Below are 20,622 nucleotides of genomic sequence, written 5' to 3'. Positions count from 1 at the left end.
CTACCTCCGTACGGGGTCGTAGCGCACCACCCGCTGAGTGTCGCGCAGGACGGTGCGCAGCGCCGCCAGGTCGCCGCCGATCACGCCGGCCGCCCGCGCCTGCACCAGCACGTTGCCCAGCGCGGTGGCCTCGACCGGGCCGGCCAGCACCGGCAGCCCGCACGCGTCCGCGGTGAGCTGGCACAGCAGCTCGTTGCGGGCGCCGCCGCCGACGATGTGCACCGCGTCCACGTGCCGCCCGGACAGCTCCTGCGCCTGCTCGACCGCGCGCTTGTGGGCCACCGCCAGGCTGTCCACGATGCACCTGGTCAGCTTGGCCGGGCTCGCGTCCGGGGGCAGGCCGGCCGCCTTCGCCACCCGCTGGGCCATGTCGCCGGGCGGCAGGAAGCCCGGGTCGTCGAGGTCGACCACCACCGGCGTCTCGCGCGACGCCTGCCGCAGCAGCTCGCCGATGTCGGGCGAGCCCCACTCGCGCATGCACTCCTGCAGCGGCCAGAGCCCCATCACGTTGCGCAGATAGCGGATCGTGCCGTCGACGCCGCCCTCGTTGGTGAAGTTGGCCCGGCGCGACTCCGCGCTGAGCACCGGCGCCGGCAGCTCGAGACCCACCAGCGACCAGGTGCCGCAGGAGATGTACGCGAAGTGCTCGCCCGCCGCCGGCACGCCCACCACCGCCGAGGCCGTGTCGTGCGACCCGACGGCCACTACCTTGGTGCCCTTGTGCTCGCCGATCACCTCGCCCGGCCGGCGGATCGGCGGCAGCAGCGACGGCCGCAGCCCGAGCTCGGCGATCAGGGGCGCGGACCAGTCCCGCGTACGCACGTCGAGCAGGCCGGTCGTCGACGCGTTGGTGTACTCGGCGCCGGTCTCGCCGGTGAGCCAGTACGCGAGCAGGTCGGGGATCAGCAGCAGCCGCTGCGCGATCTCGAACTGCGGCGTGTCCCGGGCGGCGGCGAGCTGGTAGATCGTGTTGAACGGCAGCTTCTGCAGGCCGGTGATCTCGTACAGCTTCTCGTCGCCGATCCCGAGGCGTACGCCCTCGGTGCGGCCGTCGCGGTAGTGCACGGGGTTGCCCAGCAGCGCGCCCGCCGCGTCGAGCAGGCCGTAGTCGACCGCCCACGAGTCGATGCCGATGCTGTCGACCGGGCCGGCCCGGCGCAGGCCCTCCAGCACCCCGCGGTGAAGCGCGAGGATGTCCCAGTGCAGGGTGCCGCCCGCGCGCACCGGCTCGTTCGCGAACCGGTGCGTCTCGGTCAGCTCGACCGTGCCCGGGCCGACGCGGCCGGCCATGACACGTCCGCTGGACGCGCCGAGGTCGACCGCGGCGAAGGTCGTCATCGCAGGAAGGCCGCCGCCACCCCGGCGTCCACCGGGATGTGCAGGCCGGTCGTGTGGGTCAGGTCGCCGCCGGTGAGCGCGAAGACCGCGTTGGCCACGTGCTCGGGCAGCACCTCGCGCTTGAGCAGCGTGCGCTGCGCGTAGTACTCGCCCAGCTTCTCCTCGGGCACGCCGTAGACGGCGGCCCGCTTGGCGCCCCAGCCGCCCGCGAAGATGCCCGACCCGCGGACCACGCCGTCGGGGTTGATGCCGTTGACCCGTACGCCGTGGGCCCCCAGCTCGGCCGCCAGCAGGCGCACCTGGTGGGCCTGGTCGGCCTTGGTGGCGCCGTAGGCGACGTTGTTCGGGCCGGCGAAGATCGAGTTCTTGCTGGAGATGTAGATGATGTCGCCGCCCAGGCCCTGCGCCACCAGGATGCGGGCCGTCTCGCGCGACACCAGGAACGAGCCCTTGGCCATCACGTCGTGCTGCAGGTCCCAGTCCTGTTCGGTGGTCTCCAGCAGCGGCTTGGAGATCGACAGGCCGGCGTTGTTGACGACCAGGTCGACGCCGCCGAAGGCCAGCACGGCTTCCCGCAGCGACGCGGTGATCGCCTCGGCGCTGGTCACGTCGACCGTCGTGGCCAGCGCGACGTCGCTGCCGCCGATCTCCTTGGCCGTCTTCTCCGCCGCCTCCGCGTCGCGGTCGGCGACGACCACGCAGGCGCCCTCGGCGGCGAGCCGCAACGCGATCGCGCGACCGATGCCCGAGCCACCGCCGGTCACGTACGCGATCCGGGTCGCCAGCGGCTTGGGCTTCGGCATGCGCTGGAGCTTGGCCTCCTCGAGCGCCCAGTACTCGATGCGGAACTTCTCGGCCTCGTCGATCGGCGCGTACGTCGACACCGACTCGGCGCCGCGCATCACGTTGATCGCGTTGACGTAGAACTCGCCCGCGACGCGCGCGGTCTGCTTGTTGGCGCCGAACGAGAACATGCCGACGCCTGGCACCAGCACGATGGCCGGGTCGGCGCCGCGGATCGCCGGGCTGTCCGCGGTCGCGTGCCGGTCGTAGTAGGCGCGGTAGTCCTCGCGGTACGCCTCGTGCAGCTCCTTGGCGCGGGCGACGACCTCGTCGAGCGGCGCGTCGGGCGCGGTGTCGAGCACCATCGGCTTGACCTTGGTGCGCAGGAAGTGGTCGGGGCAGGAGGTGCCCTTCTGCGCGAGCTCCCGGACCCGCTCGCTGTTCACGAAGTCGAGCACGACCTCGGAGTCGGTGTAGTGGCCGACCTGGGCGCGGTCGGTCGAGGCCAGGCCGCGGAGGACCGGGAACAGGGCGGCAGCTCTCGTCCGGCGCTCCTCCTCCGGCAGCGTCGTCGTGACCTGCGCCCCGAACGGCTGTGCCTTGCCGTTCCTGCTCAGGTATTCGGCGGCCGTCTGGATGATCTCGACCGAGTTGCGCTCGCACTCCTCGCTGGTGGCGCCCCACGCGGTGATGCCGTGCCCACCGAGGATGACGCCGATGGCCTGCGGGTTGGCCTTCTGCACGGCGGCGATGTCGAGGCCGAGCTGGAAGCCCGGGCGCCGCCACGGCACCCAGAGCACCCGGTCGCCGAAGATCTCCTTGGTCAGCGCCGGCCCGTCGGCCGCGGTCGCGATCGCGATGCCCGAGTCGGGGTGCAGGTGGTCGACGTGCGCGACGTCCACGAGGCCGTGCATCGCGGTGTCGATCGACGGGGCCGCGCCGCCCCGCCCGTGCAGGCAGTAGTCGAACGCGGCGACCATCTCGTCCTCGCGCTCGACGCCCGGATAGGTGCGGGTGAGCGCCCGCAGCCGGTCGAGGCGGAGCACGGCCAGGCCCTTCTCGGTCAGCGTGCCGAGGTCGCCGCCGGAGCCCTTGACCCACACCAGGTCGGCCGGCTCGCCGGTGACCGGGTCGGTCTCGGTGCCCTTGGCCGAGGTGTTGCCCCCGGCGTAGTTGGTGTTGCGCGGGTCGGCGCCGAGCCGGTTGCTGCGCTCCAGAAGCTCACGCACTGCGGGATTCGTCATGGTGTCCTTCGCCGGGGGGTGTCATCGCCGGGGTTGTCCGTGAGACCACGATTACGTGAAACGTTTCAGACGTTGCCGACAGATTACGGCCCTGTAGCTGCCCCGGTCAAGACGCCGACGTCGATGAAACGTTGCTCCTGCGTCGGTTTGGAGGCGGTGCCCGCACCCTGTCCATCCGACAAATCGGTGCCCTGCGCGCCATTCGGGGGACCCCGCTCAGGGTCATCCGATCATGCGTTCACGATCTTCGGCCTGACCTGCGGGGATTCCCCCTTCTCGCGGGTGTCACCGGAACGCGTGCGTGCCACTGTTGGCGCCGACAACCCGCACGGGTCCCGAGCTCGTGACCGCCTGTGACGGCGCGAGGAGGAGGAGCAAGTGGCGAACATCGAGACTTCGCTGAAGGAAGCCATGACCATCGAGGGCGCCATCGGCGTGGCCCTCGTCGACTACACCAGCGGCCTGACGCTGGGTGTCATGGGTGGCGGCCTCAACATGGACATGAACGTCGCCGCCGCCGGCAACACCGACGTGATCCGGGCCAAGGTGCGCACGCTCGAGATGCTCGGCCTGCCCGACAGCGTCGAGGACATCCTGATCACGCTCGACTCGCAGTACCACCTGATCCGGCTGCTGCAGGGCCGCGGCAACGAGGCGTTCTTCCTCTACCTCGCCCTGAACAAGAGCCGCGCCAACCTCGGCCTGGCCCGCCACCAGCTCCGCAAGATCGAAAGCGAGCTCGACGTATGACGGCCGTCGACGAGACCGGACTCGGCATCCGGAGCACGACCCAGCTGATCGGCGACGCCGTCAAGCAGTTCCGCGCCCAGGTGCCCGAGTGCGTCGGCGCCGGACTGGTCGACATGTCCACCGGCATGCTGCTGGCCGCCGACACGCTCGACGAGCACCCCGGCGAGGTGCTGGACCTGCTGGCCGCCGCCACGTTCGACCTGTTCCAGGGTCGCAACGTGATGATGATCGAGGACATCTTCAAGGCCCGCTACGGCGTGCTCGACGACCGCCACTGGTTCCAGGAGTTCCTGGCGCAGAGCGACTCGTACGCGCACGTGTTCCTGCGCAGCGCCAACCAGGAGATCGTCGCGGTCGTCGTCTGCCGCAAGACCGCGAACACGGGCATGATCCTCACGCAGGCCCGCCTCGTGATGAAGCAGCTGGACGCCGGCCTCAGCTGATGACCGTGCCGCCGCTGACGGAGGCGCTGGGCATCCCCGGCGCCCACGCGGTGTCTCTGCTCGACCCCGACGGCGCCAACGTGCTCTGGTGGGCGGGTGAGACCCCGCCGACCGAACAGGAGTCCGCCGCCGCCGTCACGCTCGCCACGGCGGCGGCCGGTCTGGTGCTGCTCGACGGCAACGGCGGCGACGAGCTCGGTGACATCCTGCTCACCAGCGCGGACGCGTTCCACGTCGTCCGGCTGGTCGGTGCGGAGGCGCCGCTCGTCGCCCACCTGACGCTGCGCCGGGCCGGCGCGAACCTCGCGATGGCCCGGCGCGAGTTCGGTTCGATCCTGACCTCGTACGCCAAGCAGATCGAGCCGTCGCGCCCCGCGCCCGCTCCCGGCGGCGGCACGTCGCTCGACCTCGACCTCATCCCGCGCGACCTGGGCGGCACCGTCGAACTCGGCGCGTCCGTGCGGGTCCCCGACACCCCTGAAGGACTGCTCCCCCGGCGGAGCAGCTTCGACCCGCCCGAGACGGACCGGACCTCCGAACTGCTCGACCTGCTGGGCCGCCCGTACGCGACCGACGACGACATCCTCGGCCGCGTGCTGGTCGGCCTGCGCCGGCTCTGACCCCCTCCGCCGCTCCCACTCCCTGGAGAACCTCGTGCATCCCTCCGATCCCTACCAGGCCGTCCGTGCCGAGCTGGCCTCGCTGCGCCACCAGGTCACCGGGGTCCGCGGCTGCGTCATCGCCGGCGTCGACGGCCTGCTGATCCTGCACGACACCGCCTCGGGCCCCGAGCCGCACGACATCGCGGCGCTGGCAGCCGGGGCCCACGGCATCAGCCGCACCTGCGGCGCGGCCCTCCAGCAGGGCGGCTTCCAGGAGGTGACGATCCGCAACCAGGGCGGCTACCTGTCGGTGTACGCGGTGGGCGAGCTGGCCCTGCTCGCGGTGATCGGCGACAGCGGCCTGAACATCGCCCGGCTGCACCTGGAGGCCCGCCCCGTGACGGCCCGCCTGGCCGGCCTGCTCAAAATCCAGACCGTGGACTCCGGCTACTTCAGCTGACCGCTCACCGGCCGGCCGCGGCTGACCGGACGTCCACCCGGGCGCGACTAGGTCGTGTTTCGTAGGGCTCGAAGCCATTGGTTGATAGCGGCGATCGTGAGGGTGGCTTCGTAGCGCACGGCGGGCTTGTCGTACCTGGTGGCCATGGCGCGGTGTTGTTTGAGCTGGTTGATGCCGCACTCGACCGCGTGACGCAGGCGGTAGAGCTGGGGGTCGAAGGCGGGCGGCCGCCCGCCTTTGGATCCTTGGGCTTTGCGGTGGGAGTCCTGGTCGCTCTTGCTGGGGATGCAGGCGATGATGCCGCGTGAGCGCAGGTGGGCTCGGTTGGCCTGGGAGGTGTAGGCCTTGTCGGCCAGCACCAGGTCGGGACGGGTTCGAGGGCGGCCGGCACCGGCGCGGGCCACCCGCAGTTTGGCCAGCACGGTGATGAACTGTGGGCTGTCGCCGCGTTGCCCGGCGGTCACTACCGCGGCCATCAGTTTGCGGCCTTGTTCGCAGGCCAAAGGAGTCTTGGTGGTCCAGCCGCCGCGGGATCGGCCGAGTCCGTGATCGGCCGGTTCGGTTTGCCGGCCGCCAGGCGGTTCCTTCTGCTGGTCGCCGTCGCGGCGGGCTCCGGCGGCGTGCTGATGGGCGCGGCTGATCGTGGAATCCACGCTCACGCTCCACCCGATCAATCCGGCTGCGTCCGCCCGGGTCTGCAACCCAGCCAGGATCTGTGCCCAGACACCGTCGCGTTGCCAGCGGCGAAACCAGCGATACAGGGTTTGCCACGGCGGATACACCGCCGGGACGTCACGCCAGGGCGAGCCGGTCCGGACCCGCCACCGGATCCCGTCGATGATCACTCTCATGGTCCACTTGCGCGGCCGATCACGACCCGTTCCCGCTGGCCGCAACGCCTCAAGCGTCGCCCACTGCATGTCGGTCAGGTCGGGTCGCCTCGCTGCCGCTACGCTCGGCACGAGGTCTCCGGTGTGAAGTTTTGGCTTGGTCGCTAAACCAAATACCGGAGACCTCGTCTGTTATCGACCACCGCCACGCCGCGACATCGACGCCTACGAAACACGACTTAGTGGTAGCGGCCGCGGCTGATCGTCGAGGCGCGGGCCACCAGCTCCGGCGTGAACTGCAGCTGCTGGTGCCGGTGCTGCGGGTTGGTGGCCTCGTCGAGCACCAACTGCGCCGCGGCCCGGCCCAGCTCCTGCCGCGGCTGCCGTACGGAGGTCAGCGGTACGGCCGCCGCCGCCGCGAATTCGATGTCGTCGAACCCGACGATCGCCAGGTCGTCCGGCACCCGCAGCCCCGCCCCGATGCTCTGCTGCAACAGCCCCAGCGCCAGCAGGTCGTTGGCGCAGAAGGCCGCCGTGGGCCGGCGCCGCGCGGGAAGCCCGGCGAGCCGCTCCCCCGCCGACCGTCCTTCCGCGACGGACAGCGTCTCGGTGGGCAGGTGGACCAGGTCCTCCGGGTCGCGGCCGAGCGCCTCCCAGATCTCGCGCGCGCCCAGCAACCGCTCCCCCACCTGGCCCAGGGTCTCGGGCCCGCCGATGAAGGCGACCCGCGTGTGGCCCTGCTCGGCCAGGTGCTCCACCGCGATGCGCCCGCCCAGCACGTCGTCGACGGCCACCGAGCAGCAGCTGTCGGCCCCGCGCACCCGGTCGACGATGACCAGCGGCACGCCGCGGCGCGACAGCTCGTCGAGGTGCGGCGCGGCGGGGTCGACCGGGGTGATCAGGATGCCCTGGACCCGTTGCTGCAGAAGGCGATCGAGGTGCAGCTCCTCGCGGGAGGAACGGCTGTTGCTGTTGCAGATGAACAGCGACAGGTCGGCGTCCTCGGCGGCCAGCTCGATACCCTGCGCCACGTCGTGGAAGAACGGGTTGGTGCCGTCGAGCATCACGTACGCCAGGGTGCGGCTCGTGCCGGCGCGGAGCTGACGGGCCGACTCGTTGCGGACGAAGCCCAGCTCGGCCATGGCCCGCTCGACCCGCTCGCGGGTGCGGGAGCTGACCACCTCGGGCCGGTTCATCACGTTCGACACGGTGCCCAGCGAGACGCCGGCGGCCGCTGCCACGTCCTTGACGGACGGCGTCCTGCCGTTGAGCACTCCGACCTCCCGAGCCCCGCGTTGAAACGTTGAAGCCGCATCCTACGGTACGCGGCGCCGACGCGACGTCCGTGTTTCCACAACGTTTCGGTACAACGCTTGACACGTGTGATCGGGGCCACCTACGTTCGTCGTACTGTCGCTGAAACATTTCAAAGCCGATTTCCAGTCCCACGTGGAGGTGGTCCGTGGCGGAGGAGAACGCCCGGCCCGACGACCGGCCGGACCGGCGCGAGCACGCACCCGACCAGCCCGAACGGGACGCGCACCGGCCCGTCGCGTTCCCGGAGGAGCCGGCCCGCGAGTCGGCCCGCGAGTCGGCCGAGCGCCGCACCCAGCCGGCCGGGACCGCAGAGCAGCCGCCCGCGCGTCGCAGCCGGCCGGCCGGGACCGCGGCGTCGGCCGCCGACAACGGACCGCAGGCGGGCGGGGGGCGGCAGGCGCGGCTCGAGGTCAGGGACGTTTCCAAGTCGTTCGGGGCGGTGGCGGCCGTGCAAGGGGTCAGCTTTCCGCTCTACCCGGGTGAGGCGCACGCGCTCGTCGGGGAGAACGGGGCCGGCAAGTCGACGATCGTGAAGATGCTCGCCGGGGTGCATCGGCCGGACACGGGCACGCTGCGGGTCGACGGGGCGGACGTGGAGTTCGCCGGGCCGGCCGACGCCAAGGCGGCGGGCATCGCGGTGATCTATCAGGAGCCGACGCTGTTTCCCGACCTGTCCGTGGCCGAGAACATCGCGATGGGCAACCAGCCGCTGACCAAGCTCCGCCAGATCGACCGCAAGGTCATGCACGCCAACGCCGAGCGGCTCTTCCGGCGGCTGGGCGTTCCGCTCGACCCGACCCGGCCCGCGCGCGGGCTGTCGATCGCCGACCAGCAGCTCGTCGAGATCGCCAAGGCGCTGTCGGCGGAGGCGCGAGTGCTCGTCATGGACGAGCCCACCGCCGCGCTGTCGGCCGTCGAGGTGGAGCGGCTGTTCTCGGTGGTGCGGTCGCTGCGCGACGAGGGCGCCGCGATCATGTTCATCTCGCACCGGTTCGAGGAGATCACCGCGCTCTGCCAGCGGGTGACGATCATGCGGGACGGCCGGCACGTCGCGACCGAGCTGGTCGCGGACCTCAGCGTCGACGACATGATCCGCAGGATGGTGGGACGCGACCTCAGCGCGCTCTTCCCCAAGCAGGACGTCGAGCCCGGGGACGTGGTGCTCGAGGTCGAGGGGCTGAGCCGCGAGGGCGTCTTCCGCGACGTCTCGTTCACCGTCCGCGCGGGCGAGATCGTCGCGCTGGCCGGGCTGGTCGGCGCGGGGCGCTCCGAGGTCATGCAGGCCGTGTTCGGCGTGGACCCGTACGACCAAGGGTCTGTCAAGATGCACGGCCGGCGCCTGCGCAAGGGGTCGCCGCGCGCCGCGATGGCGGCCGGCATGGCGCTCGTCCCGGAGGACCGCCGTCAGCAGGGCCTGGTCATGGAGTTGTCGATCGAGCGCAACGTGACGCTGCCGCGCGCCCGCAAGCTGGCCCGGCTGGGTCTGCTGTTCGGCGGCAGCGAGCGCGAGGCCGCCGAGACGTGGACCCGCAAGCTGCAGACCAAGCTGGGCCGGCTCAGCGACGCGGTCGGCACGCTGTCGGGCGGCAACCAGCAGAAGGTCGTGCTCGCCAAGTGGCTGGCCACCGGTCCGAAGCTGCTGATCGTCGACGAGCCGACCCGCGGCATCGACGTCGGCACCAAGGCCGAGGTGCACCGGCTGATGTCGTCGCTGGCCGCCGACGGCCTCGCGGTCGTCATGGTCTCGTCGGAGCTGCCCGAGGTGCTGGGCATGGCCGACCGGATCGTGGTGCTGCGCGAGGGCCGCGTCGCCGCCCGGCTCACCCGCGCCGAGGCGACCGAGGAGTCCGTGATGTACGCGGCCATGGGACAGGAGGTTGCAGCATGACGGCGGCGTCGATCAAAGCACCTGCACAGAAGCGACCAGCGATAGCCGGCCTGTTGAGGACCCGCGAGCTCGGCATCGTGCTGGCGCTGGCGCTGCTGGTCGCCTACACGGCGATCGACAACCCGCGCTTCCTGTCCGGCCAGAGCATCCGCGACAACCTGCTCAACACGGCGATCCTCGCGGTGATGGCGACGGGCCAGGCGGTCGTGGTGATCACCCGCAACATCGACCTGAGCGTGGGCTCGGTGCTCGGCCTCAGCGCCTTCACCGTCGCCACGCTGATGAGCGACAACCAGGGCATGCCGATGATCGTGGCGCTGCTCGTCGGCCTCGGGGTCGGCGCGGTCGCCGGCCTGGTCAACGGCGTGCTGGTGCGCTACGGCAAGGTGCCCGCGCTGGTGGTCACGCTGGGCACGCTCTACATCTACCGCGGCGTCACGTACTCGTGGGCCGGCGGCTCGCAGGTCAACGCCGACGAGCTGCCCCGGCACTTCCTGACGTTCGCGAACGACAGCATCCTCGGCATCCCGTGGCTGGTGCTGATCGCGCTGATCGTGGTCGGCGCCGGGTCGCTGCTGATGCGCAACTACCGGGTCGGCCGGGAGCTGTACGCGATGGGCTCGAGCCCTGCCGCCGCCGAGCTCGCCGGCATCAGGGTCGCCCGCAACCTGCTCGGCGCGTTCGTGCTCAGCGGCGCGCTCGCCGGGCTCGCGGGCGTGCTGTACGCGGCCCGGTTCGGCACGGTCGACGCCGCGGCCGGCACGGGTATGGAGCTCAACGTCGTGGCCGCGGTCGTGGTCGGCGGGGTGGCGGTCTTCGGCGGCAGCGGCACGGTGTGGGGCGCGGCGCTCGGCGCGCTGCTGCTCACGGTGATCGGCAGCGCCCTCGCGGTGCTCGACATCAACCAGTTCTGGCAGCAGGCCATCGTCGGCGCGCTGATCATCCTGGCCATCTGCGCCGACCGCCTGGTCGCCGTGCGCATCGCCCGCTCGCTGCGAAAGAGGGACGCGCATGTCTAAGAAGCTGCTGACCAGCTGGGACAGCATCATCCTGGCGCTCACGGTCGTGGTGCTGATCATCGCGTCGGTCACCGTGGACAACTTCGGGACGAGCCGCAACTTCACCTTCATGGTGCTCGACCTGCTGCCGATCATCCTGATCGCGCTGCCGATGACGATGATCATCGTGACCGGCGAGATCGACCTGTCGGTGGCCAGCACGCTCGGCCTGACCAGCTCGATGATGGGCTGGCTGTGGAACCAGGGCCTGTCGATCGAGACGATCATCCCGATCTGCGTGCTGATCGGCGCGGTCTGCGGCGTGGTCAACGGCTTCCTGATCACCACGCTGGGGCTGCCGTCGCTGGCGGTCACCATCGGCACGCTCGCGCTCTACCGCGGTCTCGCCTTCGTGGTGCTCGGCGACGGCGCGGTGGCCGACTTCCCGTGGAACTACACCGGCTGGGTCACCGGCACGATCGGTGGCGGCGCGGTGCCCAACGTCCTGATCCTCATCGTGGTGCTCGCCCTGATCTTCGGGGTGGTGCAGCACGCGACGCCGTTCGGACGCGCGCTCTACGCGATCGGCGCGAACGACAAGGCCGCGCACTTCTCCGGCATCCGGGTGGCGCGGACCAAGTTCTGGCTGTACGTCGTGAGCGGCGCGGTCGCCGGCCTGGTCGGCGTGCTGTGGACGCTGCGCTACTCCAGCGCCCGGGCCGACAACGGCTCGGGCCTCGAGCTCGCCGTCGTCGCGGCCGTCCTGCTGGGCGGCGTCTCGATCTTCGGCGGCAAGGGCAGCCTGCCCGGCGTGCTGGCCGGCGTGGTGCTGCTGACCGCGCTGCAGAACGCGCTGCGCCTGGAGGACGTCTCCGGGCAGGCGCTCAACATCGTCACGGGCTCGCTGCTCGTGCTCTCCGTCCTGCTTCCCAACGTCACCACCGCCGTACGCGGCAACTGGCAACGCCGGAAACTGCGGCAAGCCGCAGCCGCGCGATAACCCCCGAGATTGGAGTACGCCGTGCTTCGCTCCCCCCGTACACTACTTTCCGTCACTTCGGCAGCACTGCTCGTCGCCGGTCTGACCGCCTGCGGCGGCACCACCAAGGAGAGCTCGTCGAACACCGGCGGGGGCAGCGGGCAGTCCGCCGCGGCCGCCGACCCCAACGCGCAGGTCAAGGAAGGCCTGAAGATCGCCTTCCTGCCGAAGCAGCTCAACAACCCCTACTCCGACGTCGAGACCGGCGGCGGCAAGGTGGCCGTCGGCGAGCTCAAGGGCGAGTACAAGCTGGTCGGCCCGAACGACGCGTCCGCCTCGTCGCAGGTCTCCTACATCAACACGCTGATCCAGCAGCAGCAGGACGTCATCGTGGTGGCCGCCAACGACCCGAACGCGGTCTGCCCGTCGCTCAACCAGGCCCGCGCCGCGAAGATCAAGGTCATCACCTTCGACTCGGACGCCAGCAAGGACTGCCGCGACGCGTTCATCAACCAGGCCACCACGCAGGGCATCGGCGAGTCGCTGGCGAAGATGGCGCTGGAGCAGGCCGGCAGCAACGGCGGTGAGATCGCCGTGCTCTCCGCGACCCCGAACGCCACGAACCAGAACTCGTGGATCGAGGTCATGAAGAAGGAGCTGGCCAAGCCCGACTACTCGAAGCTCAAGCTGGTCAAGGTCGCGTACGGCAACGACGACGACCAGAAGTCGTTCCAGGAGGCGCAGGGCCTGCTGCAGTCGTACCCGAACCTCAAGGTCATCGTCGCGCCGACCACCGTCGGCATCGCGGCGGCCGCGCGCTACATCAGCTCGTCCAGCTACAAGGGCAAGGTCGCGGTGACCGGCCTGGGCCTGCCGAACCAGATGCGCGAGTACGTCAAGGACGGCACGGTCGCCAAGTTCGCGCTGTGGAACCCGGCCGACATCGGCTACCTCGCCGCGTACGCGGGCGCGGCCATGGCCTCCGGCCAGATCACCGGCGCCGAGGGCGAGAAGTTCAAGGCCGGCAAGCTCGGCGAGTACACGATCGCCGCGAACGGCGAGATCGTGCTCGGCCCGCCGACCGAGTTCACCAAGTCCAACATCGACCAGTTCAACTTCTAGGTCGCGGGTAGTCAGCGACATGCGCTACTGCTTCCAGCTTCAGGTCCGCCCCGAGCGGATGGCGGAGTACGTGGAGCGGCACCAGGCCGTGTGGCCCGAGATGCAGGACGCACTCCGGGCCACCGGCTGGCGCAACTACTCGCTCTTCCTCCGCGACGACGGGCTGCTGATCGGCTACGTCGAGGCGGACGATCTCGAGGCGTCCCAGGCGGCAATGGCGGCGCTGGACGTCAACACCAGGTGGCAGGCCGAGATGGCGGAGTTCTTCGCCGGCGGCGGGCCGAACGACAAGGGGTTCCCGCTGCTCACCGAGGTGTTCCACCTTTCCGAGGATTCACAGGAGTCGTCATGACCGACCTCGCCGCCGTCAAGCGCGCCCTGACGGCCCAGCGCATCGAGACCCCGTCGTGGGCCTACGCCAACTCCGGCACCCGCTTCAAGGTCTTCACCCAGCCCGGGGTGCCCCGCAACCCCGAGGAGAAGATCGCGGACGCCGCGACGGTGCACCGCTTCACGGGCGTGGCCCCCACCGTGGCGCTGCACATCCCGTGGGACAAGGTGGCCGACTACGCGGCCCTGACCTCGTACGCCCGGGACCTCGGCGTCGAGATCGGCGCGATCAACACCAACGTGTTCCAGGACGACGACTACAAGCTGGGCTCGGTCACCAACCCCGACGCGGGCATCCGGCGCAAGGCCACCGACCACCTGCTCGAGGCCATCGAGATCATGGGCCAGACCGGCTCGCGCGATCTCAAGCTGTGGTTCTCGGACGGCATCAACTACCCCGGCCAGGACGACCTGCGCAGCCGGCAGGACCGGCTGGCGGCTGCGCTGCGCGAGGCGTACGACCGGCTCACCGGCGACCAGCGGATCCTGCTGGAGTACAAGCTGTTCGAGCCGGCCTTCTACGCCACCGACGTGCCGGACTGGGGAACCTCGTACGCGCACTGCATCGAGCTCGGCGAGCGGGCCACCGTCTGCATCGACACCGGCCACCACGCGCCCGGCACGAACATCGAGTTCATCGTGGCGTTCCTGCTGCGCCAGGGCAGGCTCGGCGCGTTCGACTTCAACAGCCGCTTCTACGCCGACGACGACCTCATGGTGGGCGCCGCGGACCCGTTCCAGCTGTTCCGCATCATGTACGAGATCGTGCGCGCGGATGCGCTGGACCCCGCGTACGGCATCGCGTTCATGCTCGACCAGTGCCACAACATCGAGCGCAAGATCCCGGCCATCATCCGGTCGGTGATGAACGTCCAGGAGGCGACCGCCAAGGCGCTGCTGGTCGACCGCGACGCGCTGTCCCGGGCGCAGGCCTCCGGCGACGTGCTCGAGGCGAACGCGGTGTTCATGGACGCCTACAACACCGACGTACGCCCCCTGCTCGCCGAGGTGCGCGCGGACGCCGGCCTCGACCCGGACCCGATCGCCGCCTACAAGCGCAGCGGCTACGACGAGAAGATCATCGCCGAGCGCGTGGGCGGCACCCAGGCCGGCTGGGGCGCCTGACCACCGGCGCGGCTAGCGGTCCCCTGTGGACGCCCCCCGGGGGACCGCCGCGCCGCTACGATGACGCCCGCTCGGCGCCGATCCAAGCGCCGCCGCGGGAGGATGCCCCGGTGACCATCGAGGTGTGGCGGACCAGCCCGGTCAGGGCGGACACGACCTGGCTGCGCTCACCGGCCGAGCTCGAGAAGCTGCTGAGTGCCCAGCGGGGTCCCGGCATCTCGCCCTGCCCGAGCTACCTGGGCTTCGACATGGTGCCCACGCTCAACGCGGCGCTGGGCCGGCACGAGAAGAGCCTCAAGCCGTCACCGGCCGCGCAGACGACATCCTTCAAAGCCACCGCCGCGGACGCCGACGAGGGCGACAGCCCGACCGTGACGTACGCGATCTGGCCGGCCGACGACCCCGCGCAGCGGCGCGAGTTCCGCGACTACTACGGCACCGGGACGTCGTCGCGTTCGCCTGGAGCGACACCGTGGGGTACTCCGGGCAGGTCGCAACCAAGCGTCCCGGCGGCAAGGCGATCCTGAAGTACACCCCGCAGCTGCGTTTCCACAACAAGCTCCGCGTCGCATCCGTCGACGCTGCGGGCAACCGGGGGCCCGAGCGTGAATACGAGTTCCAGGTCGCCGAGACGGCACCGTACGCCGCGGTCACCATGAACGGCGTCGGCCTGCCGAGCACGATCGCGTTCACCGCTTCGAAGCCCGGGACGACCGCATTCGGTTACCAGCTCGGAAACGCCGCGGAGGTCCGGCTTCCGGCCGTCCCGCACAACAGCGATGTCGTCGCCTACGAGTACAACCTCGACGACGAGTGGAAAACCATCCCGGCGGCGGACGACGACACCGCCGTGCTGCCCTGGACGGCGACGCCGGGCTGGCACTCGATGACGGTCCGGTCGGTCGGAGCGGACGGTTCCACCTCGATGGAGGCCGACCACCAGTTCAACGTCATCGACACGCGCCCGACCGCGTACGCCCACGAGCTGAGCTACTCGCCGCGCCGGGACGGGGTCGGCGTGCCGCTCGGCATCGAGCTGGAGAGCCGGCTGCCGAACCTGACCGGGTTCGCGTACCGGTTCGACGGCGGTGCGGAGAAGACCGTGTCCAGCGAGGGCAACCCGTACGCTTCGATCACCGTCACGCCGGAGCACGCGGGCGACAACACCGTGGTCGTCCAGGCGCTGCTGTCGGACGGCACGCGATCGCCCGCCACCACGTACACGTTCGGCATCTGGTCCGGTCCCGTGGTCACGCAGACGCCCGCGGGCAGCGGCACCGTCGGCCGGCCGGTGACGTTCACCTTCTCCCCCGGGCTGCCGGGCGTCGCCTCGTACCGCTTCTCGCTGAACGGCGCCGACCAGGAGACGATCGCGGCCGGTCCCGACGGCACCGCGACGGTCACGTACACGCCGAGCTCGTGGGGCTACAACGACGTGCAGGTCACGAGCGTGGGCGCGGACGGCACCGAGTCGGAGCTGCGGATGGCGCCCTTCGACGTGCGGGACAACAAGGTCGACGTCTACAGCACGTACGACTGGTCCCGCGCGGGGATCGGCTGGACCGGGACCGCGTCCGTCACCTACACGCTGGGGAACGACTACGAGTCCCACATATTGACCGTGACCGGCCACAAGGCGGACGGCACCGACACCGACGCCACCACCTACGCGGTCTACGTCTCCGACGGCTCCTGAAACACCCGCACCGCACCACGGCCGGCCCCCTGGCGTCAGCGTCGGGACGTCAGGGGGCCGGCCGCTCCGGCAACGGACCAACTGCGCTTAACGCACGCGATAACAGTTTTCCAGGACCAATTCACAATCCTGCTGGGGGACGAAAGGGCAGGTCAACGGGCGTTTTGTTGCCGGGATATTGACGAGCCGAAACGGGGAAGTAACATCTGAGAAAGCGCTCTCTGAAAGCGCCGCACGTCATTTCCCCTGCGCTGTTCGTCCGTCCCCAACGGACGCGCGGCAACCCGCCCCCAGAAGGCAGGCTCATGACATCCCCGACACTGACATCCCCACCGCCGCGGACCGGCCGGCGCCGTGGGCTGATCGCGCTGAGCGCGGTCCTCGCCACCGCCCTCGGCGTCACCGTCGCCACGGTCGCCACCAATGCCAGCGCCGCGGAGGTCCCGCTGTCGCAGGGCAAGCCGGCCACCGCCTCGTCCAGCGAGAACCCCGGCCCCTACCCCGCGTCCGCCGCGGTCGACGGCAACACCGGCACCCGCTGGTCCAGCGCGTTCGCCGACCCGCAGTGGCTGCAGGTCGACCTGGGCAGCACCCAGACGATCAGCCGCGTCGTGCTGAACTGGGAGGCGGCGTACGCCTCGGCGTTCACCATCCAGACCTCGCCCAACGGCACCACCTGGACGAACATCTCCCCGGTCACGGCCGGCAAGGCCGGTGAGCAGACCCTCAACGTCTCCGGCAGCGGCCGGTACGTGCGGATGAACGGCACCGGCCGGGCCACCCCGTACGGCTACTCACTCTGGGAGTTCCAGGTCTTCGGCACCAGCACCGGCCCGACCACGCCGACGCCGACCACGCCCACGCCGACCTCCACCGGGCCGGCCCTCCCGACCTCCGACACCCCCGACTTCGGCGCGAACGTGCGGATCTTCGACCCGTCCACGCCGACGGCGACCATCCAGTCGGCGGTCGACCAGGCGTTCAACGCGCAGCTGCGCAGCTCGACCGCGCAGTTCGGCACCCAGCGCCACGTGTTCCTGTTCAAGCCCGGCACGTACGGGCGGGTCTGGGCCAACGTCGGTTTCTACACGACGGTCGCCGGCCTCGGCCTCAACCCCGACGACGTGACGATCAACGGCGCGGTCAACGTCGACTCCGGATGGAACTACGGCGACGAGAAGAACGCGACCCAGAACTTCTGGCGCAGCATGGAGAACCTGTCGATCGTGCCCGAGGGCGGCACGAACCGGTGGGCCGTCTCGCAGGCCGCGCCGATGCGCCGCGTGCACATCAAGGGCAACCTGACGCTGGCTCCCTCCAACCAGGACGGCGGGCAGGGCTACGCCAGCGGCGGCTACCTGGCCGACTCCGTGGTCGACGGCACCGTCTCCTCGGGCTCGCAGCAGCAGTGGTACACCCGCGACACCCGGGTCGCCCGCTGGGACGGCGGCGTCTGGAACATGGTCTTCTCCGGCGTCCAGGGCGCCCCGGCCAACGCTTTCCCGAACCCGCCGCACACCACGCTGGCGACCACCCCGGTCACGCGGGAGAAGCCCTTCCTGTACGTCGACAGCGCCGGCAAGTACAGCGTGTTCGTGCCCAACGTGCGGCGTAACTCGGCCGGCGCCAACTGGCCGAACACCGCCGGGACGTCGATCCCGATGCGGCAGTTCTACGTCGCCAAGCCCGGCGACAGCGCCGCCCGCATCAACCAGGCGCTGGCCCAGGGCCTGAACCTGTTCTTCACCCCGGGCACCTACACCCTGAACGACACCATCCGGGTGACCCGCGCCAACACCGTGGTGACCGGCATCGGCTTCCCGACGCTGATCCCGAGCGGCGGGGTCGAGGCCCTGAACGTCGCCGACGTGGACGGCGTCAAGGTCAGCGGCCTGACCTTCGACGCGGGCACGACCAACAGCCCGACGCTGATGAGCGTCGGCCGGGCCGGTGTCCACACCGACCACTCGGCGAACCCGACCAGCCTGCAGGACGTCTTCTTCCGCATCGGCAGCAGCGTCCAGGGCAAGGCCACCACCACCCTCGCCGTGCACAGCGACGACACGATCATCGACCACATCTGGGCCTGGCGGGCCGACCACGGCGGCGCGCCCACCGGCTGGACGGTCAACACCGGCGACACCGGCCTGCTGGTGAACGGCGACGACGTGCTGGCCACCGGCCTGTTCGTCGAGCACTACCAGAAGTACGAGGTGATCTGGAACGGCAACCGCGGCAAGACGATCTTCTTCCAGAACGAGAAGCCGTACGACGTGCCGAACCAGGCCGCCTGGATCGGGCCGCGCGGCAACGGCTACGCCGCCTACAAGGTCGCCGACTCCGTGACCGACCACCAGCTCTGGGGCGGCGGCTCGTACGCCTTCTTCAACGCCAACCCGAGCGTCCGGCTCGATCGCTCGTTCGAGGTGCCCGTCCGGTCCGGCGTCCAGCTGCGCAGCGTCCTGACCGTCTCGCTCGGCGACGTCGGCACCATCGCCAACGTCGTCAACGACACCGGCGGCGCCGTCCCCAACCCGGCCGGCAACACCACCCCGCGGCAGGTCGTGGCCTACCCCTGATCTCCAGGCGCACCACCGATCCGAACCCGGCGGCCACCGGTGCACTCCCGCACCGGTGGCCGCCGCGCATCTGACGTCAGATGCGCGGCGCGGGGCCGGTCGGCCATGTCGAGAAGGCGCGGCCGGCTCCGTCCCAGGGGCATGGAACAGCATGAAGTCACCGAGGTCCTGAACCGCCCGCTGAGCCGCGAACTGCTGGCCCGCGACCTGACCCGCCTGGCCTACGTCGCCCCGGACGGGACACCGCGCAACGTCCCGATCGCGTTCACCTGGAACGGCTCGCAGGTCGTCCTCTGCACCACGAGGAACGCCCCCAAGCTGCCGTCGCTGCGCCGCAATCCGCAGGTCGCCCTGACGATCGACACCGAAGTGCACCCGCCCAAGATCCTGCTGATCCGCGGGCGAGCCGAGCTCGACGACGTCGACGGCATCCCCGAGGAGTACCTGCGGATGAACGGCAGCTACGAGATGACCCCCGAGCAGCGTGCCGAGTGGGAGGCCGAGGTGCGCTCGCTCTACGACGGCATGGTCCGCATCGTCGTCACCCCCACCTGGGCGAAGCTCATCGACTTCGAGACCACCCTGCCGACCGCGGTCGAGGAGCTGGTCCGCCGGCGAGCCGAACGGCAGGGAGGGTGATCCGGCCTCAGCCGCCGATCGCGTCGGTCAGCGCCGTGCTGGCGGGCGAGCTCACCGCCGCCGGGCGGTCGCGCAGCACGTCCCAGGCCGCCTTGCCGCTGGCGAAGTAGTCCCGCACCGCCTTGCCGGCGAGCAGCTTCGCCCCGCAGCCCGTGCAGTCGGCGCGCACCCCGTCGGCGTCGAGGTCCAGCTGCCGGCAGACGGTCACCGCACGGGACAGGTGATAGGACTGGGTGACGATCAGCGCGGAGCGGACGCCGTACACGTCGCGGGCGCGGCGGCAGCTGTCGTACGTGTCCAGGCCGTACGGGTCGGCCACCACCCGCGCCGGGTCGACGCCCAGCTCGCCGGTGAGGTAGCCGGTCATCGCCGCCGTCTCGTCGCCGGAGTCGCCACCCGCGTCGCCGGAGACCAGGATCGCGCGGGCCCGGCCGTCGGTCACCAGGGCGGCGGCCGTGCGCAGCCGTCCGGCGAGACGAGCCTCCGGCGTACGCCGATCCGCTCCCACCTGCGTCCCCAGCACGATGACGACATCGGCGGCCGGCGCGTCGGCCCCGTCGTGCAGGTGCCCCCACGCCGCCCCGGTCGTCCACAGCCACGGGACGCTCAGGAGAACCAGTCCGGCCAGCACCACGATGATCAAACGGCGACGCACGTGCCGACCCTAGAGCCCGCGGGCAACCACCTGGTCGCGCGGCGGCAGGGTGTGCAGCACCACGTCGGTCAGCTTGCCGGCCTCGATCGTGGCGGTCTGGTACGTGCAGAAGGGCTGCCGGCGGCGGTCGGTGGGCGAGCCGGGGTTGAGCAGCCGCAGGCCCGAGGCGGCGGTGGTGTCCCAAGGAATGTGGGAGTGGCCGAAGACCAGCAGGTCGACGTCCGGGAAGCGGGCCGCGCAGCGCTCGGTGCGGCCGGTGGACTGGCCGGTCTCGTGGACCACGGCGAGCCGCAGCCCGTCCAGGGTGGCGTACGCGATCTCGGGCAGCCGGGCGCGCAGGCCGGGACCGTCGTTGTTGCCGTAGCACGCGATCAGCCGGGCGGAGCGCGCCTCGAAGGCGTCGAGCGTGGCCTCGCCGACCCAGTCGCCGGCGTGGATCACGACGTCGGCCTCGTCGATCGCGGCCCACAGGGAGGGCGGCAGATCGCGGGCGCGCTTGGGCAGGTGGGTGTCGCTCGTGAGGACCAGTCGCACCGCTCCAGGGTAGGGACCATGCCGCCGGGAAGCGCTTTCCGGTCGCAGATCGACACAATTGGCGGACTTGCCGTTTTTACCAGAGCGCGCCGGAACCGGTTCCGAGGTAGCTGTTATCGGTCTTGACGCCGAGCGAACGGGCACCGGCCGTACGGCATCGACCTGGATCTTTGCCCGAAGAGGCAGCACGCCGTGCCTGATCTTGATGTCGGGCACAAGTCCCGGCGAGTTCCGGAACTGTGTTCATCTA

General features: G+C 70.7%; 20 protein-coding genes. 14 read left to right on the top strand and 6 right to left on the bottom strand.

Going from position 1 to position 20,622, the window contains the following annotated elements; all coding sequences use genetic code 11:
* Together ACSNN8_RS15945 and ACSNN8_RS15940 are read right to left on the bottom strand one after the other, a co-directional pair.
* On the bottom strand, positions 1-1,338 hold the full coding sequence (locus ACSNN8_RS15945; RefSeq protein ID WP_436649979.1) for a rhamnulokinase: 1,338 nt from the start codon (positions 1,336-1,338) through the stop codon (positions 1-3).
* Positions 1,335-3,365, bottom strand: coding sequence for a bifunctional aldolase/short-chain dehydrogenase (locus ACSNN8_RS15940; protein ID WP_436649978.1), 2,031 nt, complete (start codon positions 3,363-3,365; stop codon positions 1,335-1,337). The genes ACSNN8_RS15945 and ACSNN8_RS15940 overlap by 4 nt, the downstream gene beginning before the upstream one ends.
* Before the next feature lie 378 nt (positions 3,366-3,743).
* Here ACSNN8_RS15940 and ACSNN8_RS15935 point away from each other — a divergent pair, with 378 nt between their 5' ends.
* From ACSNN8_RS15935 to ACSNN8_RS15920, 4 genes are read left to right on the top strand one after another with little or no spacing between them, the layout of a single operon-like run.
* Positions 3,744-4,115 (top strand): hypothetical protein, encoded by a 372-nt coding sequence (locus ACSNN8_RS15935; RefSeq protein ID WP_436649977.1) that lies wholly within the window; start codon positions 3,744-3,746, stop codon positions 4,113-4,115.
* Positions 4,112-4,558, top strand: coding sequence for a hypothetical protein (locus tag ACSNN8_RS15930; protein ID WP_436649976.1), 447 nt, complete (start codon positions 4,112-4,114; stop codon positions 4,556-4,558). Before ACSNN8_RS15935 ends, ACSNN8_RS15930 begins: the two co-directional genes overlap by 4 nt.
* Complete coding sequence (locus ACSNN8_RS15925) at positions 4,558-5,178, top strand: hypothetical protein (protein WP_436649975.1); 621 nt, start codon at positions 4,558-4,560, stop codon at positions 5,176-5,178. Before ACSNN8_RS15930 ends, ACSNN8_RS15925 begins: the two co-directional genes overlap by 1 nt.
* Positions 5,179-5,212: 34 nt before the next feature.
* Complete coding sequence (locus ACSNN8_RS15920; RefSeq protein ID WP_436649973.1) at positions 5,213-5,620, top strand: roadblock/LC7 domain-containing protein; 408 nt, start codon at positions 5,213-5,215, stop codon at positions 5,618-5,620.
* A gap of 47 nt (positions 5,621-5,667) precedes the next feature.
* On the opposite strand, the gene ACSNN8_RS15915 is transcribed toward ACSNN8_RS15920, so the two are convergent.
* Entirely contained in the window at positions 5,668-6,582 is a 915-nt protein-coding gene (locus ACSNN8_RS15915; protein WP_436649972.1) for an IS5 family transposase, read from the bottom strand.
* Positions 6,583-6,689: 107 nt separating this feature from the next.
* Positions 6,690-7,724 (bottom strand): LacI family DNA-binding transcriptional regulator, encoded by a 1,035-nt coding sequence (locus tag ACSNN8_RS15910; protein WP_436649971.1) that lies wholly within the window; start codon positions 7,722-7,724, stop codon positions 6,690-6,692.
* A 188-nt stretch (positions 7,725-7,912) separates the two neighbouring features.
* Here ACSNN8_RS15910 and ACSNN8_RS15905 point away from each other — a divergent pair, with 188 nt between their 5' ends.
* The 10 genes from ACSNN8_RS15905 (at position 7,913) to ACSNN8_RS15860 (ending at position 19,183) form a co-directional block, all read left to right on the top strand.
* Complete coding sequence (locus ACSNN8_RS15905) at positions 7,913-9,655, top strand: sugar ABC transporter ATP-binding protein (RefSeq protein WP_436649970.1); 1,743 nt, start codon at positions 7,913-7,915, stop codon at positions 9,653-9,655.
* 53 nt (positions 9,656-9,708) lie between these two features.
* Positions 9,709-10,674, top strand: coding sequence for an ABC transporter permease (locus ACSNN8_RS15900; protein WP_436649969.1), 966 nt, complete (start codon positions 9,709-9,711; stop codon positions 10,672-10,674).
* Positions 10,667-11,653, top strand: a complete 987-nt coding sequence (locus ACSNN8_RS15895) for an ABC transporter permease (protein ID WP_436649968.1) — start codon at positions 10,667-10,669, stop codon at positions 11,651-11,653. The genes ACSNN8_RS15900 and ACSNN8_RS15895 overlap by 8 nt, the downstream gene beginning before the upstream one ends.
* 21 nt (positions 11,654-11,674) lie before the next feature.
* Positions 11,675-12,754, top strand: a complete 1,080-nt coding sequence (gene rhaS / locus ACSNN8_RS15890; protein WP_436649967.1) for a rhamnose ABC transporter substrate-binding protein — start codon at positions 11,675-11,677, stop codon at positions 12,752-12,754.
* Positions 12,755-12,773: 19 nt separating this feature from the next.
* Entirely contained in the window at positions 12,774-13,106 is a 333-nt protein-coding gene (locus ACSNN8_RS15885; protein ID WP_436649966.1) for an L-rhamnose mutarotase, read from the top strand.
* A complete protein-coding gene (rhaI, locus tag ACSNN8_RS15880; protein ID WP_436649964.1) occupies positions 13,103-14,269 on the top strand; it encodes an L-rhamnose isomerase in 1,167 nt (388 codons plus the stop codon). The genes ACSNN8_RS15885 and rhaI overlap by 4 nt, the downstream gene beginning before the upstream one ends.
* 110 nt (positions 14,270-14,379) lie before the next feature.
* Positions 14,380-14,796, top strand: a complete 417-nt coding sequence (locus ACSNN8_RS15875) for a hypothetical protein (protein ID WP_436649963.1) — start codon at positions 14,380-14,382, stop codon at positions 14,794-14,796.
* Positions 14,742-15,965, top strand: coding sequence for a hypothetical protein (locus ACSNN8_RS15870; protein ID WP_436649962.1), 1,224 nt, complete (start codon positions 14,742-14,744; stop codon positions 15,963-15,965). Before ACSNN8_RS15875 ends, ACSNN8_RS15870 begins: the two co-directional genes overlap by 55 nt.
* 305 nt (positions 15,966-16,270) lie before the next feature.
* Positions 16,271-18,544 (top strand): discoidin domain-containing protein, encoded by a 2,274-nt coding sequence (locus ACSNN8_RS15865; RefSeq protein WP_436649961.1) that lies wholly within the window; start codon positions 16,271-16,273, stop codon positions 18,542-18,544.
* A gap of 141 nt (positions 18,545-18,685) precedes the next feature.
* Positions 18,686-19,183 carry a pyridoxamine 5'-phosphate oxidase family protein gene (locus ACSNN8_RS15860; RefSeq protein WP_436649960.1) on the top strand — a complete coding sequence of 166 codons (498 nt, stop codon included), beginning with the start codon at positions 18,686-18,688 and terminating at the stop codon, positions 19,181-19,183.
* A gap of 7 nt (positions 19,184-19,190) precedes the next feature.
* Here the strand turns inward: ACSNN8_RS15860 and ACSNN8_RS15855 are convergent, their stop codons facing one another.
* Together ACSNN8_RS15855 and ACSNN8_RS15850 are read right to left on the bottom strand one after the other, a co-directional pair.
* Positions 19,191-19,838, bottom strand: coding sequence for a SanA/YdcF family protein (locus tag ACSNN8_RS15855; protein WP_436649959.1), 648 nt, complete (start codon positions 19,836-19,838; stop codon positions 19,191-19,193).
* A gap of 9 nt (positions 19,839-19,847) precedes the next feature.
* Positions 19,848-20,372: a metallophosphoesterase family protein gene (locus ACSNN8_RS15850; RefSeq protein WP_436649958.1), complete on the bottom strand. Its 525-nt coding sequence runs from the start codon at positions 20,370-20,372 to the stop codon at positions 19,848-19,850.
* Positions 20,373-20,622: the final 250 nt, after the last annotated feature.

The organism is Actinoplanes sp. URMC 104 (assembly GCF_051386375.1).
Classification (GTDB): domain Bacteria; phylum Actinomycetota; class Actinomycetes; order Mycobacteriales; family Micromonosporaceae; genus Actinoplanes.
This window is presented reverse-complemented; position numbering and strand designations above follow the sequence as displayed.

What these genes read in the sequence shown, in the direction of transcription:
- ACSNN8_RS15945 (WP_436649979.1), bottom strand. Translation starts at nt 1,338, where the DNA reads ATGACGACCTTCGCCGCGGTCGACCTCGGCGCGTCCAGCGGACGTGTC.
- ACSNN8_RS15940 (WP_436649978.1), bottom strand. Translation starts at nt 3,365, where the DNA reads ATGACGAATCCCGCAGTGCGTGAGCTTCTGGAGCGCAGCAACCGGCTC.
- ACSNN8_RS15930 (WP_436649976.1), top strand. Translation starts at nt 4,112, where the DNA reads ATGACGGCCGTCGACGAGACCGGACTCGGCATCCGGAGCACGACCCAG.
- ACSNN8_RS15925 (WP_436649975.1), top strand. Translation starts at nt 4,558, where the DNA reads ATGACCGTGCCGCCGCTGACGGAGGCGCTGGGCATCCCCGGCGCCCAC.
- ACSNN8_RS15895 (WP_436649968.1), top strand. Translation starts at nt 10,667, where the DNA reads ATGTCTAAGAAGCTGCTGACCAGCTGGGACAGCATCATCCTGGCGCTC.
- ACSNN8_RS15885 (WP_436649966.1), top strand. Translation starts at nt 12,774, where the DNA reads ATGCGCTACTGCTTCCAGCTTCAGGTCCGCCCCGAGCGGATGGCGGAG.
- rhaI (WP_436649964.1), top strand. Translation starts at nt 13,103, where the DNA reads ATGACCGACCTCGCCGCCGTCAAGCGCGCCCTGACGGCCCAGCGCATC.
- ACSNN8_RS15865 (WP_436649961.1), top strand. Translation starts at nt 16,271, where the DNA reads ATGACATCCCCGACACTGACATCCCCACCGCCGCGGACCGGCCGGCGC.
- ACSNN8_RS15860 (WP_436649960.1), top strand. Translation starts at nt 18,686, where the DNA reads ATGGAACAGCATGAAGTCACCGAGGTCCTGAACCGCCCGCTGAGCCGC.